Below are 16,955 nucleotides of genomic sequence, written 5' to 3' on the forward strand. Positions count from 1 at the left end.
AAAGGACGTCTGGATGCATCCGCAGTCACGAACTGGCGCGGCCCTGGCCGTGCTGCTGCTCTCCACCGTCGCGCTCGCGGCCCCCCAGCAGATTCCCCAGGGGGGGACGGGACCCCGTCCCGGCGCCCCGATGGGCAGTGGCACCGCGCCCCTTCCCACCGCTGGCATGGGAACCAGTACCCCTCCGGAGGGCTCCCCTTCCCCGCCGGGCGCCGTGTCTCCCGCGGACGGCACGATCAGCGCCTTCGCCCAGTGGTGGAGTCCGCTCCGGGGCACGCTTCCCGAGCGCATCCGCGGGGTATGCACCGACTTCCAGGACACTGCCGAGGTCGCGAACTGGTGCACGCGGTACCGGGGCCCCAAGGCGACCGAGTTCGACGTGGAGGCACTGCTGCGCTCGGACGCGCTGGTGCTGACCGCGTACTTCAGTGCGCGCGAGCCGCTCCTCCAGGCGTTGGATGCACTGGAGCTGGCGGTGAGCGCGGTGCGGCTGCCGAAGACCGCCACCCTGGTACAACAGGACGCGCTGGCCGCCACCCGGGGGGCGTTGGGCCTGGCGAGATCCCGGCTCGCCCTGAACGCGGGAGTGGAGACCGCCACCAGCCTGTCGGGCCTGCTGCCGGGGATCGAGCTGAGCGCGTTCCTGGATCAACTCTTCAAGGGGCTGGCCCTGGCGCTCCAGGAGCGTGCCGAGGCCGAGGCCGTGCTGTACGTGCTCCTCGAGTTCGATCAGCGGATCTGCGCACAAGAGGTGAAGGACACCTGGGGCCAGATGCAGGGGCACATCCGGGACTGGTTGCCGAGCACCTGCACCGCGGCGCACAACAACGCGTTCGCGTCCTCACTCGGGGCGGGAGGCTCGGCCTCGCTGGCGCTGCTGCGCAAGACGGTGGAGGAGGACCTCCGGGCCATCCCGTCGCACCTGGCCTTCGAGGTCGTCTCCCAGGCGGATGGGCGCAAGTACGCACGTGCCGCGCCGCCTGTCCGGGAGCTGGTCGACGCGATGGTGAGCGGCGTGCACCCGGTGCGCGCGCTGGACACGCTGTCGCGGCGGCTCGAGGCACTTCCCCTGGAGCCGGGCGAGTCCGCCACGGTCTCGAAGCTCTACACGCGGCTGGCGTGCGTCAGCGCCATGCCCGCCTCCTTCACGCGCTACTCCGCGCTGGTGGACGATGCGAACCGGGGCCTCGTCCCCCAGATGGAGTCGCGGGCCCGGGGGCTGGCCGTGATGCTGATCGCGCTCCAGCGGGAGAGCTGCGGCTGGGTGTACGAGCCGGTCGCCACGCAGTCGCGGTTGAGGGTGTGGACGGCGCTCGCCACTCCCCTCTCCGAGTCCGCGGAGGGAGTCGCCACGGTGTCCGCGGATCTGCAGCGGGTGGTGGAGCAGGCGCGGCGGCTCGGGGAGGTGTCGCGCGACGGGTCGGCCGAGCAGATCGCCGAGGCCACCCGGCTGCTGGCGCAGGAGGGCGTGTCGGCGCTCGACGCCGCGGACGTGGCGCTGGATGGGCTGACCCGGTTCAACGGGCTGCTGGGGGGATGGATGCCGGCCGCCGCTCCCCAGGTGGCGGAGAACCACAAGGCGCTGCTCGAAACGAGGACGCTCCTCTCCTCCGCTCGGGACGTGCTCCGCATGGTGGTGGCGGCGATCGCGCGGGACATCTCCACCGTGTATCAGCTGCTGCTCGAGCACCAGGCGCTCTCCAGCAAGGCGGACCGGTACGGTGACGATGTCGCGATCCAGTGCCAGAAGGCGGACGTCTGGAAGGCCCCGGCGGCGACGGACCCGGCGGCGGAGCGCTCCGAGTGGCGGTGTGATCGCAAGCCCTGCATCTGCCTGCCGTCCGGGTTCGCCAAATATGGCGGCCTGCTGGTGTCGCTCGCCGACGCCAAGAGCCCGCAGGAGGTGAAGGCGGTCATCCTCGCTTCGGCCTCACCGGTGGGGAGCTGGAAGTGGCGGAGTGATCCGGACGTGCACCACTTCGTCTCCCTGGGCGGCATGGTGGGGTTTGGCGGCACGTATTCGCTCTCCGGCCCCCACGAGGATCGCGTCATCCCCCGGTTGCTGGTGCCCGTGGGGCTTGACTACCAGATCGGCAGGGCCGGGCTCACCTGGAGCACGTTCTTCCAGGTGATCGATCTGGCGGGCTACACCCACTTCGTCGGCGTGGAGGATCGCAAGGCCCCCCGGGTGATGGAGGCGGTCAGCCCCGGCGTGTGGCTCAAGGGATTGATTCCGAAGACGCCGGTCGCGCTCTCGGTGGGCGCGGCGTACGACATCGACGCGGGCGGAGTGACACCGGGCCCCTCCTGGCGATTCAGCGCGAGCGTCTCCATCGATACGCCGCTGTTCCTCCTGTATCGGAACTGAGGCGTGCCTGCCCGGGACGGGACGGCGGCTCAGGGGCCCGCCGTCCCGAAGGCATCATCGGACATATAGGTCAGGGTCAGGCGCAGCCCCGACCCACGGATGGCCTGCTGTGCGGTCGGGCCGAAGTCGTAGATGCGCCAGGCCAGGGGCACCTCGAATCCCACCGCGACGTGGGGCGCCACCCGGACACGACCATCCCACGTGATGTAGGTGATGGACTCGTAGCCCTCGTGGGGCTCCGTATACGCACCACTCACCCACCAGTTCTTCGCCCGTACCCGGAGCATTCCGAGGCCCCGGCGAACGAGCTTCGCCTCCAGGATGGCCTGCACTCCGGGACCGATGTGGTAGTCGCGGACCAGCGGTGAGTCGGGGCCGAGATCGAGACTTCCCGCCGCGGCGAAGCCCAGTCCTCCCAGGATGGCGGTGCTTTGCAGGAACGACTGCTCTCCGAGGCGCGCCTGCAGCGTCGTCCCGAAGCCCACGCCCACGGACGACACCCGCACGATGTCGTTCGCTCCGAAGTCATAGAGACCGAACACTCCCCAGAGGCCGCGTATCGAGCTCTGCTCGCCGCCGTACTGGGCGCCCACCATGAGCCCCCGGATGTTGAGATTCGCCGTCGACACCCCGGGGAAGGTCGCACTGGCGGTCGCGTCGAAATAGGAGAAGGGGTGGCGGTAGCGCCACTGGGGATTGCCCGGTGCTCCATAGGTGAGCTCCCCCGACAGGGAGATCTGGGGCCCCTGGCGCAGGATCAAGAAGGCATCGGCTCCGGTCCTGTCCACCAGGCGCGTCATCAAGCTCAAGCCCGGGGTGAGCTCGGCATAGAGCGGCGGAAGCCCATCGATGTCGCCCGGTGACATCTGGCCGCCGAAGATCCAGTCGTTCAGGGCCGACGCGGGGCTGACGACCACTCCCGCCAGCCTCCGGGTCAGGCCCACCGCTCCCCCACCCTCGGGCACCAGGACGCGGTACGTGCGGTGGAGGACCTCGCCCAGGAAGACGCCTCCGAGGGTCGTGGTGATCTGATCGTTGATGGAGGGGGGCTCGTTCTCGGCGAAGTACTCCCACGCCAGACTGGAGAAGAAGGTGTAGAGCCCGGACTGCCAGAAGGGCACGCCCGACGAGCGCGCTCCGGCGAAGATGAACGAGCCGTGGTACGGGTGGGCGAACTGGTTCGTGACGAACTGATCGACATCGAAGGTCCAGCCATCCGAGCCATCGAGGTGGCCGCGCACCGTGTCCCACGAGATCAGCGCGAACGGCTCACGAGAGACGAGGTTGTGGAAGGCGAAGAGCCCGAGGTCCACCGCCGCCACTTCGATGGCCGGGACCAGGTAGTTCCTGCGCAGGGGCGCATCCGCGGGCAGAACGGGCCGCGGAGCGCCGAGCTCCAGCGAGGGGGAGCCGGACTCGGGGGCTGGCGAACCCGGCTCGGGCTCGGGCGCGAGGGGATCCTCGGCGCGCGCGAGCGTTCCACATAGGCACAGCGCCGCGAGCAGCCCACGCCAGGTCACGGGAACGTGCCCGACAGGGAGAATCCACCCCCACCCGGAGCGACCATGACAGACGCGGACACCTTGCGAGGCCGCTCCTCCGGAGTCCAACTCCACATCACCGCCGACACGCCCACGACGCACGCTCCGACGAGCGTCAAGGCCACGCCCCCCAGCAGGTTCTGCTGGGCCGTCCTCACCGCCGGATGGGGCTCGGCGGTGTTCGAAGGGAGCGAGGCCGTCTCACCCTGCTGGAAGTTGCCGATGATCCACATCACCGTGCCAGAGAGCGCGAGCGTCGCGCCGACTCCGGCCATGATCGGTGCCCGGCTCCGCATGGAGGGCTCCGGGGTGGTCTCGACCACCGGAGTGGGTGGGGACTCCTGCGAGGGAGCGGGGAGCGGGGCCGTGCCCAACAGGGTCGCGTACAAAAGCGTGGTCAGCATGGGTCAGTTCTTCCGAAGCCAGAGAGAGCGGGGCCCGCGCAGGGTGAAGGAAGGCCCATACTCGACGCGTTCAGGCTGACGGGGGGCGAAGGCGAGCCGTGGCGTCCGCGCCAACAGCTCCTGCAGGGCCACCGGCGCCTCGAGCCGCGACAGGGGCGCGCCGAGACAGAAATGGATGCCGTGGCCGAAGGACATCACGCCCTGCGGCTCACGCCGGATGTCGAAACGATCCGGATCCGGGAACTTGCGCGGGTCATGGTTTGCGGACGCCACCACCACCAGCACCGACGACTGCGCGGGAATCTTTCCGCCGCTGAGTTCGATCTCCTGGGTGGTCCGGCGGAGCAGCGTCACCACCGGCGAGTCGTACCGCAGCGTCTCCTCGACCGTCGCGGCGCAGGCGGAGGGATTCTGCGAGAGCCACTCGAGCTGCTCCGGGTGCCGCACCAGGGCATTGAGCGCGTTGCCGAGCAGGTTGGTGGTGGTCTCGTTGCCGGCGATCAGCAGCAGGATCGCGAAGGAGTTCACCTCCTGGGGCGTCAGCGCACTCGCTCCTTCACCGCCCTGGACGAGCACGGAGATGAGGTCTCCCCGGGGCTCGCGGCGGCGTGCCTCGGCGACCTCGGTCATGTAGGCGAGCATCTCCTGCGCGCTCCGGAGGGCCTCCTCCGAGTGCTCGCCGCTCAGGTTCGAGGTCGAGGCCGCGATCATGTCCGACCAGCGCTTGAAGTCGCGGTAGCGCGAGGGCTCGATGCCGAGCATCTCCGCGATGATGGTCACGGGCAGCGGGGTTGCCAACCCATCCATGAGATCGAAGTCCTCCCGGGCGGTCATCTCGGCGACGAACCCTCGAGACAGCTCGCGGACGCGGGGCTCCAGGTCGGAGATGCGCTTGGGCGTGAAGGCGCGGCTCACCAGGCCGCGCAGCCTCGTGTGGAGGGGCGGATCCGAGGTGACGAGGCTGCTCACCGAACCGAGCTTGAGCGGGCTGCGCTCCTCTCGATTCCGGCCGGCCAGGAGGATGTCCTCGGACGAGAACAGCGCCGGGTTCTTCAGGGCGTACGCCACGTCCTCGTAGCGGGTGATGGCGTAGGCCTGGAAGCGCTCGACCCAGAGCACCGGCGCCTTCTCCCGCATCTCGGCGAAGAAGGGATAGGGGTTGTTCTTCACCTCGGGACTGAAGAAGTCGAACCTCTCGAGCAGACTCATGGACTGTCTCCTGGGTGGATGCGGGTGACGGTTCTCTTCACGGACGGGGGGTGGCCCCCTCGAGGAAGCAGCGCATCAGCGGGGCGATGGCCTCATCGACCGCGAGGGGCTGCTTCACGACGAACTGCTGGACGAGGACGCTCCAGACCATGCCCAGCAGCAACGTGGGGTAGTGCCGGGCGTCCTCGGGCCGCAAGGCGCCCTGCTTCACGCCTTCCTGGTTGAGGAGCTCGACGCGGCGGGAGAGCTCTTGCGACATCTCCTGTTGGCGGCGCCGCTCCCGGTCGCTGTCGGTGCGGCCGTGGCGCACTCCCTCCTCCAGGAGTTCGCTGAACAGCCGGAAGTGGGACCGGGAGTGCTCGAGGATGCAGCGGAGGAATCCGTGCAGCCGGGCGCGGTACGGTGCGCCCTGACTTCGCTCCAGCTCCGCGTCGATCGTGGCCAGCAGCTCTCGGGCGCGCACCTCCAGGAGCGCCTGCAGGAGCTGCTGCTTGTCCTCGAAGTAGTTGTAGAGCGTTCCGACCGAGACCCCCACATGGACGGCGATGTCGTCCATGCGGGTGGCACGGAAGCCCTGCTTGACCAGCACCTGCTCCGCCGCGTCGAGGATGGCGGCGCGAGCCTCCTCCTTCATCCGTACCCGGAGTGATTGAGGCCTGGTTCGAGAGGTTGAACGCGGATTCATTATTCTGAGCCCCGATATAGGAGCCCAGAATTTCGGGCGCAACCCGCTCTAAGGCAAACCGCCACCATTCCCGGTGGCGGGATCAACAAGGTGGACTACTGGTTCACATCCCTCCCCTTCCCTTTTGGGAGAGGCTCACACGCCGGCATCCGAGCCAGGAGGGGGGCCCATGCCACCATCTCCGCGCGGGGGGCGGATGCCACCATCACCGGGAGGGGGGCCCATGCCACCGTCCCCACCGGGGGGCGGGCCGCCACCGCCACCGCCTCCTCCCGGCATCTGGCACGACGGGTCCGACAGCGAGGAGCGGATCACCAGGGTCTTCCAGGCGAGCATGGCGCCGTCCGCCATGCGCTGGGTCTGGAACATGTAATCGGGGGCGCTCTCGGCCGAGACGACGTTGTCGGTGGCGTTCGTCGTGTCGCGCGGGCCGCGATCCTTGTAGAGCGGCTGGGTGTTGATGACGTCGTCGTTCAGCGCGTCGTCGAAGACGAGCTGGGACGTCACGTACTCACTGCCGTTGACGCGGATCGTGAAGTGGATGTGGATGGTCCGGCTGCTGTACCAACCGGGGAAGCAGGTGTCGAAGTCCGCCCGGCCGTTCGCGTCCGTGGTCTGGACGCCGCGGAACCACCGCGCGGAGGTGGCGGACGGGTCGTCCGCGGTGCAGAACGTGCTGGCGTCGTCGCCCGAGTAGAGCCCCTCCGGTGCCGCATGCCAGATGTCGACGCTCGCGCCTTCAATGGGCTTGCAGGACTCGTCCACCACGAGGAACGCCAGGCGCACGGGCAGTCCGTTGTGGCCCTCGCTGATGTCCTTGCGGACCAGGGTGTTCGCGTAGCAGGGACCCAGGGTGGCTTCACACGCCAGCTTGCACACGGAGCCAATGCCCGAGGCGAACGGGTTGGGATAGCTGGCGGCGGCGGTCATCGCGGCGGTGCCGCCGGTGGCCCAGAATCCAGGGTCGCTTCCCGCGTCCGTGGTCGTGCCCGAGCCCGGATTCGAGGAGCCAGGCGAGTCGTCGTCGCCACAGCTCAACATCACCATGGCGCCAAAGGCGCTGAAGGCGCCAATGACGCCGAGTGCCTGTCTCCGGCTGGGCAGGACGTTGGAGGACTGTTGCGTTGCGAGGCTGTCCGTCTTCTTCGTCATCGTGAGCTCCAGGTCATGGAGCGTCACGGTAGAAGCGGGTTCTAAAGATTCCCTTAATCGGGGCTGACGGATGCCCGCCTGCTCCCCGGGTTCAGTTGCAACCCTGGCTCGACAGCCAATTCACGCCACGAGTGCGATCGGTCGTGCCATTCGTGCCGCCGTAGTCCACGTTCGAGAACGACATGGACACGGAGCTCCCCGTGGACTGATTGGTGATCTCCATCGTCATGTTGTTGGGGATGAGCGTGGTGGAGTTCGGGTAGTTCGCACCGATGTAATAGCGCAACCGGCTGCTCGGCAGGCTCCCACACAGGGCCATCTTGTTCTCGAGCTGCGCCCAGTTGCCGCGGTTGAAGTTGGCGTCCTGCGGCACGATGTTCGCCCGGCCTCCCCAGCCCCCGAGCTGCGAGCCGATGAGGTGTCCCCCGTCATAGTCGTTGCTGGGGTTTTCCGCGTCGCCCCATTGCCCGATGCTCGTCTGGCAGGAGTCGATGCGCGGCGCGGCGACGATCGGCGGCAGGTACTTGTACGCCCGGTTCGGCCGGCCCGCACTGTCGATGTAGTAGTACTCGCCGTCGAAGTTGTGCCAGACGCTCCGGTCGCTCGACGGGAAGAACTTCGGGCAGTCGCTGATCAACTCCGCGGTGACGTTCCCGTGGACGCGGTACCCGACGCCGTAGACCTTCATCGCCTCCCGGATCTCCTCCTCCGAGTGACTCTGGAAGAAATCCATGAGGCCGCCCGGGCCTCCGAAGTCCTGCTCCATCTGACTGGCGACGCCTTCTCCGCCCAGGTCCGTGCTCGTGACTCCGCAACCGCCGAGCAACAGTCCCATCACCGCCGCGACAGAGAGCTTGTTCAAGGTGCGCATTCTTCCGGGTCCTTCCTCAACGGGGGGGTTCGCTGACTTCGAGACCTCAAATGCCAAGAAAGCAAGAAACGTATAGCAAAGATTCTGTGAAAACTCTGCTAGAGCGTATTTTAGCGAAAACCAGGCCGGGAAGTGCATCCGGGTACACGCTGCGTGAAGGCGGCGGACGACCCGAGCCGCATTTCACACACTGGCGGCAAGGGACCCTCCCCTAGCTCACACTTTCAGCGCTGTAGCGGGCGATGAGGCCGGTGCGCACGGCATGCCGGTAGACGCGCGTGAAGAACCAGCACGCCAGCAGGATGTCGAGCACGGCGAGTCCCGCGCCCCAGAGCAGCGAAGCCGCTGAGAAGGCTCCACCCGAGACGAGGGTCCGCATGCCCTCGAACACATAGGACGGCGGTAGCAGGTGCGAAATGGCCTGCATCCACGTGGGGAGCGTCGAGAGCGGGTAGAAGACGCCGGCGAACGGCGAGACCACGGCGGGAATGGGCCAGACGAACCATTCCGCGGAGGGCCCCAGCCGAAGCACCACGGCGCTGCCGAAGATGCCGAGCGCGATCCCGAAAAGGAAGAGCACGAGCAAGAACGGCACGAGCAGCAGGCCGTAGGAGAACAGGGAGAGGCCGAACACCGCGCTCGCCACGACCATCATCACCAGGAGCCCGACCGAGCTCGTCGCGATGCTGGAGAGCACGAGACCGCCGAGGTACTCCGAGATCGACAGCGGCGTCGCGAAGATGTTGAGGAAGTTGCGCGACCAGACGTCCTCGAAGAACGCCATCGTCACGCCCTGCATGACCCGGGTCAGGAAGTCCCAGAGGAGCACCGCGCCCAGCAGCGAGGGAACGAAGTCGAGCCCCTTCGCGGTGACGCTATTGAGATAGCGCGTGATGAAGCCCCACAGGACGATGTCGATGGCCACCCACACGAAGAGCGGGAACACGCGCGAGGGGCTTCCTCGGAGGAGATAGAACTGGCGCAGAACGATGGCGGCGGAGCGGTTGAAGGACATGGGGCTCAGTGCCTCTCCATCGCGAGCGGCTCGCGCGCCACGGTGATGAACAGTTCCTCGAGCGTTGCCTTTCCGTGCTCGCGCGGCAGGGTCCTGGGGTCGCCTTCCAGCAGGATCTTCCCGTGCGAGACGAAGAGCACGCGATCGCAGACCTCCTCGACCTCATACATGTTGTGCGAGGTCCAGAGCACACCCGCGGTGCCCTGCCTGGCGAACTCGCGGATCCGGGCGCGGATGTCCCGTGCCGTCGCGGGATCGAGCGAGGCCGTCGGCTCGTCGAGCAGCAGCAACTGCGGATGGTTGATCATGGCCTTGGCCAGGGCCACCCGCGTCTGCTCTCCCGAGGAGAGCACGCCACACTTCACGTCGCGGAATCTCACGAGATCGAACTGCGTGAGCAGTGTCTCGATCCGCTCCGCGAGCTCCTTCACGCCGTAGATGAGACCGAAGACGCGCAGGTTCTGCTGCACGGTCAGGTTTCCAGGCAGGGGCGCGTAGACGGCCGCGAAGTTGGTGCGTGCGAGCGCCTGGGCGCGGCGCTTCGCGAGCTCCACCCCCTCGATGCGGATGCTCCCCGAGCTCGGCTCGAGGACGCCGAGGACCATGTTGATGGTCGTGGTCTTCCCGGCGCCGTTGGGCCCCAGGAGCCCGACGATCTCGTTGCGGTTCACGTCGAACGAGATGCCGTCGACGGCGACGGTGGAGCCGTACTGTTTGCGCAGGTCCAGAACCGAGAGCACCTTCGATGGAGTCGTCACTCCCGGCCCCCTGACTCCGATGGCGTGTCTCCTGGCATGAGCACCTCGGCGTGCGCGATGCGGTCGAGCCGGAAATGGCGGCGCTCGCCCTTGCCGAGGTCGATGGCGTCGATGCGGGTCTCGTGCCGGTCCATGATGACCGACTGGATGCGCACCTCGCGCGTCGTCTGGATGAAGTTTCCGTCGACGTAGGTGATGCGGAGCGGCTGTTGCTCGAACCACGCGCGCTCGATGGCCTCGCGGACGGACTTCTTGCTCGGGAGTGACGGCACCCCGAGGAACGAGAGCTCATCCAGGCGCGCGAGCAATTCGCGCTGCGCGGACGTCGAGAGCGCGGAGCGCACCTTGTCGAGCGCCGACTCGAGCGTGTCAGTGAACGGGAGCAGGCGCATGTTGATCGCGAAGCGCCCGAGCGCCACCAGGAGCGCTGCTTCGCGCGCGGTGAAGTTCACGGGCGGCAGGCTGTAGCTCCGGTCGAGCGCGTAGCCACCTCCTCGCCCGCGCTCGGCGGCGAGCGGCATCGACGCGGCACGCAGCGCATCGAGGTCCCGGTAGATGGTGCGGATGGTCACCCCGAAACGCTCGGCGAGGGTCTCGGCGGTGACTCCGGTGCGGCGGCCCCGCAGGTACTCGGCGAGGGCGAAGAGGCGTTCGGTTCGCTGCATGGCGTCATCAACTGACATACCGCTGTCACGGCCATGCCTCAAGGTGAGTGATGGCATGAAGAATTTCAGCGGGTGGCGGTGATGCTGCCGGGGTCTTGCGAACGCACGGGCTGCCTGTCTATGAGGCCGCGGAGCGCAATGGCCGACACGATGGAGGACGAATGGCTCTGGGGTTGGGATCCCACTCCGGGCATCGTCTCGGTGTGGGCGGAGCCCGACGGCCGTGCCTTCCTCTGGCGGCGGATCCCCGGGACCGGCGAGCTCGTACGCGAGGATGTGCGCTTTCGTCCCTGGCTGCTGCTCTCCTCTCTGGAGGATCTGGCGCACCTGGGGGCGAGGCTTCGGCCCGAGAGTGAGGGACCCGCGCCGCAGCGGGTGACGTACCAGGAGCTCGAGGGGCCTGGCGCGCTTCGTTACGTGGTCCGTGCGGACGATGGGCGGGCGCTGGCCGCGGCCGTGCTTCGCGGTGCCACGCAGCGTCTTGGCCGTTCGTTCGCGAACCTGCGTGAGCTGGGGGCCGGGACGGTGCTCGCGCTGCCTCCGGAAGAGCAGTACCTCGTCATGTCGGGGCGCACGTACTTTCGCGAGCTCGGCTTCGACGAGCTGCGCCGCATGCAGTTCGATCTCGAGACGACCGGGCTGGACCCCGACCGCGACCGGATCTTCCTCGTGGCCGTGCGAGCCCCCGATGGCAGGGCCGAGACCCTCGAAGCCCACGGTTACGACAAGGCTGCCGAGGCCGATCTGCTTCGCCGGTTCGTCGCATGTGTCCGTGTCCTGGATCCCGACATCATCGAGAACCACAACCTGCACGGCTTCGATCTGCCGTTCCTTGCCCGCCGTGCGCAGTTGCTGGGTGTGCCGCTCGCGCTGGGGCGTGCCGGCGCGCCGGGTCTGCGGCAGCGCCCCGCGGCGAGGGGGGCGGCACTCGGACGGGACGCGACGGGGCGCGCTCCCGAGCTGATGCGCCGCTCACGCTACACGATGCCCGGGCGCGAGCTGATCGACACCCTGGATGCCGTGCGCCGGCACGATTTCTCGGCTCGCGATCTGCCGGGCCATGGGCTCAAGGCGGTCGCGCGGCACCTCGGCCTCTCGGGCCCGGATCGGGAGCTGATTCCAGGGGCTCGGGTGTACGAGGTCTTCGGCAGCGATCCCGAGCGCGTGCGGCGCTACGCCCGCGACGACGTGACGGAGGCCGCGGGGGTCGCGCGCATGCTCGGAGGGGCCGCCTTCGCGCTCGCCCGCATGGCACCGCGCCGGTATGAGCGCCTCGCGGATGCGGGTCCGGCGACGGGAGTGCTCGATCCGCTCCTCGTGCGCGCGTACCTCCGCGCGGGGGCCGCCCTGCCCGCTCATGAAGGCGGCGATGGCACGCCCCACAGTGGTGCGGCGCTCCACTTGTTCGCCACGGGCGTGGCGCGGCGCATCGTGAAGGCGGATGTCGCGAGCCTGTATCCCTCGCTGATGCGCGAGTACCGGATCGGTCCGAAGAGGGATCGGCTCAACGTGCTGCTCGCCCTGGTCGACCGGCTCGTGGATCAACGGCTGGCGGCCAAGGCGCGTGCGCGTGCGGCGGCGCCCGGCTCACCGGAGCGGTACACGAACGAGGCCCTCTCCGCGGCGATGAAGATCGTGGTCAACTCGGCCTATGGCTACCTGGGCGCGGTCGGGCTCACGCGTTTCTCGGATGTGCACGCCGCCAACGAGGTGACGCGGCGCGGACGCGAGGTGCTGGGGCTTCTCTGCCGCGAATTGGCACGGCGCGGCGTCACGCTGCTGGAGGCGGATACGGACGGCGTGTACTTCTCCGTGCCGGACGGCTGGCGCGAGGCCGACGAGCGCCGGGTGGTCTCCGAGGTGGCGGCTTTGTTGCCACCCCGCGTCCAGCTCGAGTTCGATGGGCGCTACGCCGCGATGCTCTCGCACGAACCGAAGAACTACGCGCTCCAGCCTTATGAGGGTCCCCTCCTCCTGCGAGGCGTGGCGTTCCGCTCCAGTCGGGCGGAGCCCTTCGGCGAGGACTTCCTGCGCCGGGCGCTGCACTGCCTCCTGGCGGGTGACATTCCGGGCGTGCGGGATGCTTATGTCTCGACCGTGCTCGCGCTGCGCCGGCGGGAGGTTCCGACGCTCGACGTGGCCGCACGAGTGCGGTTGACGAAGGCCCCGCAACAGTACCTCGCCACGCGTGCGAGCCGGCGCGAGTTGTCCTACGAGGCCGTGCTGGCGAGCGGTCGGACACACTGGGCTCCCGGCGAGCACGTCCGGGTCTATCGGGCCGTGAGGGGACGTGCGGGGCTGTTGCCAGACCCGGATGCCGAAGACACCGGCAGCGCCCGATCGCACGATGATCACAAGGGCGGCGCCGAGAACGATCCGCGGGACTACGACGCCGAGTTCTATGTCCGGCTGCTGCGCGAGACGTTCGCGGCCCGGCTCGTACGAGCGCTGACTCCCGAGGACTTCGCGGCGGTGTTCGCTGATCCCGAACAGCCTTCCCTCTTCGCTCCATCGCTCGCGCAGGCACGGCCGATCCTGACCGTGTTGCCCGAGCCCCACAGCGAGCTCTCCCGGGACACGCTCGAGTGAGCGTGTCCTGGACTGCCCTGGATGGCTCGGGGAGGCCGAGACTGAGCGCGGGTCAGCGCGCCCGGGTTCGCATGACGAAGAACACGGACTCGCTGCCGAGCATGAACTCGTCGCCGTCCGAGACCTTCTGACGCTTGATGCGCTGGTTGTTGAACCAGGTGCCGTTCGAGGAGTTGAGGTCCTCGATGAACACCTCGTTCCCCTCGCGGACGATGACGGCGTGCTCGCGCGAGACCCGCTCGGACTTCACGACGAGGCTGCACTTGGGGCCGCGGCCGAGAGTGAATCGCTCCGAGTTGACCGGGACGGGGGCGCCCTGCGCCAGCCGGACGAACACCTCCAAGGCCGCAGGCGCCTGGACGACGTTGGTGGGTTCGTCCGGGCGGGCCTTCGCGGATGCAGCCGCGCTACCAGAGGGGGTCAGCCGCGCAACAGGACGGGTTGCCGCAGGCCGCTGGGGAGGCTGTGCCGCCGGGCGGGAGTCGATCCTGGGCGGGGGCGCGGTGAAGGCGTCCTCCTCCGAGGAGCCCTCTTCGGCGAAAGCAGCGTCAGCGCTGTCGTCGTCCGAGTTCTCGTCGTCAGCCAAGTCTTCGTCATCGGCCGAGTCCTCGTCATCAGTCGAGTCCTCGTCATCAGTCGAGTCTTCGTCATCAGTCGAGCCCGCGTCGTCGGCCGAGTCCGCATCGTCGGCCGAGTCCGCATCGTCGGCCAAGTCCTCGTCGTCGGATGAGTCTTCGTCGTCGGCCGAGTTCTCGTCGTCAGCCGAGTGCTCGTCGTCGGATGAGCCTTCGCCGTCGGCCGAGTCCTCGTCGTCAGCCGAGTCTTCGTCATCGGCGGAGTCTTCGTCGTCAGCCGAGTGCTCGTCGTCGGCGGAGTCTTCGTCGTCGGCCGAGTCCTCGTCATCCTCTTCCGCCGCATCCGCCTGCGGCTGCACGACAGCGTCGACCTCCGCGAGGACCTCCTGCATCCGGGCCAGCACGAGGGCGGCGGAATCAACCGAGGCAGGTGCGTCCTGGACTGTCTCAACGCTGGGCGGAGCAACGGCAGCGGCTGGGGTGATCGCCGCGGAGTCGGTGGGCACGGCAACCTGCGAGGGTTTTTCCTCGACGGTCGGCCGCGTCACAACAACAACGGCAGGCGGCGGTGCCTGGGTGGGAGCCGTCTCCGGGGCGGGATTCTCGCTGAGCGGCACGACGGTCGGTGCCACGTAGCCATTCTGCCGTGCGAGCTGGAAGAGGGCCTGGGCCACCAGGGCATCCCGGTCCACTCCCATGTCGCGGCTCATCATCTCCAGTGCCCGCCACAGGGGCTCGGAGACCTCGATGGTTTGGCGAATCCGGTTCATGACTAGCTGCCCCTGAGGTTGTTCTGCCACGGCGACACGTGGGCCGTGTTGGTGAGCCAATAGAACATCGCTTGGGTCTCGGCGTACTGCTGTTCGGGAATGCCCACCAGGTTCGGGTGGAGCTCCGGGAGCTCGACTCCCTCGAAGGCGAAGGTCGGCGACCCCGACTCCTGGGCGCCGCGTCCACCGCGAATCCTCCGGTCCCGGCACTGCCACAGCCGCTGGGCGGCCTGCCCTGCCGCCAGTCCGAAGTCGGCGGGCGGAGCGATCTGCTCTGGCATCCGGATCGTCCGCTCACCGCAGGCCCACAGCAGCCAGGTCAGCGCGCTCCAGTCGGCGCGGGCCATGCGTGCCAGGTCCGGCAGCCCAAGCCCCTTCACACTCAGCGTTTCGTCGACCTCCACCGTGTCGCCATCCTCGAGCTCCACCTCGGTCTGCTCCAGCTCGACCGGGCCGCCGGCCAGCAGCGTGGAGAGATCGGGTGGCAGCCATGGCACCTGGGCTCCGGGCTTGAAGCGCTGGAGGATCTCCGCGCGCAGCAACTGGAGCCGAGTGGCGTACTTGCGAACCACGCCCTGAATGGCCTCGATCTCCTGCTCGGGCCGTTCGGGCAGCCCATTGTAGGTGCAGCGTGGGGCCTCCTGCCCCGCCCAGAAGTCGAAGCGTGGGAAGAGGGCTCGCGCATAGGTGGCGAGGAACCGGGCAGTGTCCGGATCCACCGCCGCGAGCGCCTCGGCATCCTTCTTCACCTGCTCCCCCAGTCCCAGGTTGACCAGGATGAGGCCGCGGGTGAACAGGTACTCCGTGCGTTTCGGAGCGAGCAACATCGCGGCGTGGATGAAGTCCAGCGCGGCACGAGGCCGCTCCGACTGATCGAGGAGCACCGCGTAGCCGCGGAACACGGTGGCGGCGTCTCCTCCTCTCACGAGGGCATCCGCCATGGGGGCCCAGCTGCTCCCCGCTTCCTCTACCACCTGGGCGGCGGTGGAGAGCGCGCTCTGCTCCGTCCGAGGCAGGGTGAGCCGCTCCAGCCATTCTCTCAAGCCTTGGACGTCCAGCGCCGTCGCGCTGGCTCGCGCCATGGCGACGAGGGCCTCCCGGTGGCGCCGCTCGGAGAGGGCCTGCTGCGCGAGCTCGCGCCAGGCCTCCGCCTCCCGCGGGACGTTGGAGAACACGGGCGAGCCTTCGAGCGCATCGTCATCCTGGGCCACGCCCAGGTCCCGGGTGAGCACGACCTGCCGCTGAGCATCCAGGAGCGACCAGGTCCCGCAGGCATAGTCGTGCTCCACGGAGCCTTCGTCGAACCGCACGCGGGAGTCCGCGTACTCGTCCTCGGCGCTCGAGGCATACCGCCCGTGGCGCGTGCCGTCGTCGTACTCGGCCTCCCAGATGAGCTTACCGTCCCGGTCCCAGAACCGGCACAGACCGTGGCGCTCCCCCTCCGAGTTGAGGGAGACGGCCGTCCACTGGTCCAGGTCCTCACGGAACTCGGCCTGCTCGGGCAGATGCGCCGGGCGTGTCGGGTAGGGCTCGCCGGTGGACGGAATCACGCGCTGGCCGGTCCCATTGAAGTGCAGCACCTGCACCACCCGGCCATGCTCGTAGACCATCACCGTCTTGCGCACCTTCTCGCTGACGCCGTTCTCATGCATGCGCTCGGTGGTGAAGTGGTCCGACGCATACCAGGTGCGAGGGCCGTGCAACTCGCCCTTCTCGAAGGTGCCATCCTGGGACACCTCGCCGCTCTCGTGGAAGCGCTTGAACGGCCCATGCGGCTGGCCCTGCCGCATGATGCACTCGTTGCAGAGGGTGCCGTCGGCCCGCCAGAACTTCCAGGGACCGTGCTTGCGGCCCTTCTCGTCGGTGGCGCCGTGGGCCCACTCCTGGTCTCCGTCGTCCCACTCCGCCTCGGGGGGAACACCGGGAGGCGGCGTCCCCTCCGCCGTCAGCTTCCGGTTCGCGGCCCGCTGCTTCTCCACGGCCACGTCGAGGGCGCTCAGCTTGCGCACCAGGCTCTCCAGCGCGGCGGCGGACAACGCACCGGAGGCGCGGTGGACCTCGACGCCGTCCTTGAACGCCATGAGCGTGGGAATGGAGCGGATCTCGAACTGCCCGGCCAACTCCTCCTGGGCCTCGGTGTCGACCTTGCCAAAGGTGACCTCGGAGAACCGCTGGGCAGCGGCCTCGAAGACCGGGGCGAAGGCGCGGCAGGGGCCACACCACTCGGCCCAGAAGTCCACCAAGCACAACCCAGGGCCCTGGGTGATTGTCTCGAAGTTCTCTTGGGTCAGCTCGACCGTCTTTCCCGCCACGTCAACTCCTGTTCAGGGAGGCCGGATAAGAGGAGGCCATG

General features: G+C 68.4%; 13 protein-coding genes. 2 read left to right on the forward strand and 11 right to left on the reverse strand.

Features of this window, described 5'->3' with window-relative positions:
* Nucleotides 1-13: 13 nt before the first annotated feature.
* A complete protein-coding gene (locus tag DAT35_RS04175) occupies nt 14-2,368 on the forward strand; it encodes a hypothetical protein (RefSeq protein ID WP_108065537.1) in 2,355 nt (784 codons plus the stop codon).
* A gap of 29 nt (nt 2,369-2,397) precedes the next feature.
* On the opposite strand, the gene DAT35_RS04180 is transcribed toward DAT35_RS04175, so the two are convergent.
* From DAT35_RS04180 to DAT35_RS04215, 9 genes are all read right to left on the reverse strand, one after another.
* A complete protein-coding gene (locus DAT35_RS04180) occupies nt 2,398-3,888 on the reverse strand; it encodes a DUF3943 domain-containing protein (protein WP_158501540.1) in 1,491 nt (496 codons plus the stop codon).
* Nucleotides 3,885-4,313 carry a hypothetical protein gene (locus tag DAT35_RS58765; RefSeq protein ID WP_158501541.1) on the reverse strand — a complete coding sequence of 143 codons (429 nt, stop codon included), beginning with the start codon at nt 4,311-4,313 and terminating at the stop codon, nt 3,885-3,887. The genes DAT35_RS04180 and DAT35_RS58765 overlap by 4 nt, the downstream gene beginning before the upstream one ends.
* Before the next feature lie 3 nt (nt 4,314-4,316).
* Nucleotides 4,317-5,522: a cytochrome P450 gene (locus DAT35_RS04185; protein ID WP_108065539.1), complete on the reverse strand. Its 1,206-nt coding sequence runs from the start codon at nt 5,520-5,522 to the stop codon at nt 4,317-4,319.
* Between the two features lie 37 nt (nt 5,523-5,559).
* Nucleotides 5,560-6,156 carry a TetR/AcrR family transcriptional regulator gene (locus tag DAT35_RS04190; protein ID WP_158501542.1) on the reverse strand — a complete coding sequence of 199 codons (597 nt, stop codon included), beginning with the start codon at nt 6,154-6,156 and terminating at the stop codon, nt 5,560-5,562.
* A 186-nt stretch (nt 6,157-6,342) separates the two neighbouring features.
* Nucleotides 6,343-7,359, reverse strand: a complete 1,017-nt coding sequence (locus DAT35_RS04195; protein ID WP_108065652.1) for a protocatechuate 3,4-dioxygenase — start codon at nt 7,357-7,359, stop codon at nt 6,343-6,345.
* Between the two features lie 91 nt (nt 7,360-7,450).
* A complete protein-coding gene (locus DAT35_RS04200; RefSeq protein ID WP_108065541.1) occupies nt 7,451-8,230 on the reverse strand; it encodes a DNA/RNA non-specific endonuclease in 780 nt (259 codons plus the stop codon).
* Between the two features lie 211 nt (nt 8,231-8,441).
* Nucleotides 8,442-9,245, reverse strand: coding sequence for an ABC transporter permease (locus DAT35_RS04205; RefSeq protein ID WP_108065542.1), 804 nt, complete (start codon nt 9,243-9,245; stop codon nt 8,442-8,444).
* Between the two features lie 5 nt (nt 9,246-9,250).
* Nucleotides 9,251-10,003: an ABC transporter ATP-binding protein gene (locus DAT35_RS04210; RefSeq protein ID WP_108065543.1), complete on the reverse strand. Its 753-nt coding sequence runs from the start codon at nt 10,001-10,003 to the stop codon at nt 9,251-9,253.
* Nucleotides 10,000-10,668, reverse strand: coding sequence for a YafY family protein (locus DAT35_RS04215; RefSeq protein ID WP_108065544.1), 669 nt, complete (start codon nt 10,666-10,668; stop codon nt 10,000-10,002). Before DAT35_RS04215 ends, DAT35_RS04210 begins: the two co-directional genes overlap by 4 nt.
* A 138-nt stretch (nt 10,669-10,806) precedes the next feature.
* On the opposite strand from DAT35_RS04215, the gene DAT35_RS04220 reads away from it, so the two are divergent.
* Entirely contained in the window at nt 10,807-13,257 is a 2,451-nt protein-coding gene (locus tag DAT35_RS04220) for a ribonuclease H-like domain-containing protein (RefSeq protein ID WP_108065545.1), read from the forward strand.
* 52 nt (nt 13,258-13,309) lie between these two features.
* Here DAT35_RS04220 and DAT35_RS04225 read toward each other — a convergent pair whose 3' ends face one another.
* Nucleotides 13,310-14,602, reverse strand: coding sequence for an FHA domain-containing protein (locus DAT35_RS04225; protein ID WP_108065546.1), 1,293 nt, complete (start codon nt 14,600-14,602; stop codon nt 13,310-13,312).
* 2 nt (nt 14,603-14,604) lie between these two features.
* Complete coding sequence (gene trxA, locus DAT35_RS04230; RefSeq protein ID WP_108065547.1) at nt 14,605-16,914, reverse strand: thioredoxin; 2,310 nt, start codon at nt 16,912-16,914, stop codon at nt 14,605-14,607.
* Between the last annotated feature and the right edge of the window lie 41 nt (nt 16,915-16,955).

The sequence above is a fragment of the Vitiosangium sp. GDMCC 1.1324 genome (assembly GCF_003044305.1).
In the GTDB taxonomy this organism is placed as follows: Bacteria; Myxococcota; Myxococcia; order Myxococcales; family Myxococcaceae; genus Archangium.

What these genes read in the sequence shown, in the direction of transcription:
- DAT35_RS04175 (WP_108065537.1), top strand. Translation starts at nt 14, where the DNA reads ATGCATCCGCAGTCACGAACTGGCGCGGCCCTGGCCGTGCTGCTGCTC.
- DAT35_RS58765 (WP_158501541.1), bottom strand. Translation starts at nt 4,313, where the DNA reads ATGCTGACCACGCTTTTGTACGCGACCCTGTTGGGCACGGCCCCGCTC.
- DAT35_RS04185 (WP_108065539.1), bottom strand. Translation starts at nt 5,522, where the DNA reads ATGAGTCTGCTCGAGAGGTTCGACTTCTTCAGTCCCGAGGTGAAGAAC.
- DAT35_RS04190 (WP_158501542.1), bottom strand. Translation starts at nt 6,156, where the DNA reads ATGAAGGAGGAGGCTCGCGCCGCCATCCTCGACGCGGCGGAGCAGGTG.
- DAT35_RS04195 (WP_108065652.1), bottom strand. Translation starts at nt 7,359, where the DNA reads ATGACGAAGAAGACGGACAGCCTCGCAACGCAACAGTCCTCCAACGTC.
- DAT35_RS04200 (WP_108065541.1), bottom strand. Translation starts at nt 8,230, where the DNA reads ATGCGCACCTTGAACAAGCTCTCTGTCGCGGCGGTGATGGGACTGTTG.
- DAT35_RS04205 (WP_108065542.1), bottom strand. Translation starts at nt 9,245, where the DNA reads ATGTCCTTCAACCGCTCCGCCGCCATCGTTCTGCGCCAGTTCTATCTC.
- DAT35_RS04215 (WP_108065544.1), bottom strand. Translation starts at nt 10,668, where the DNA reads ATGCAGCGAACCGAACGCCTCTTCGCCCTCGCCGAGTACCTGCGGGGC.
- DAT35_RS04220 (WP_108065545.1), top strand. Translation starts at nt 10,807, where the DNA reads ATGGCCGACACGATGGAGGACGAATGGCTCTGGGGTTGGGATCCCACT.
- DAT35_RS04225 (WP_108065546.1), bottom strand. Translation starts at nt 14,602, where the DNA reads ATGAACCGGATTCGCCAAACCATCGAGGTCTCCGAGCCCCTGTGGCGG.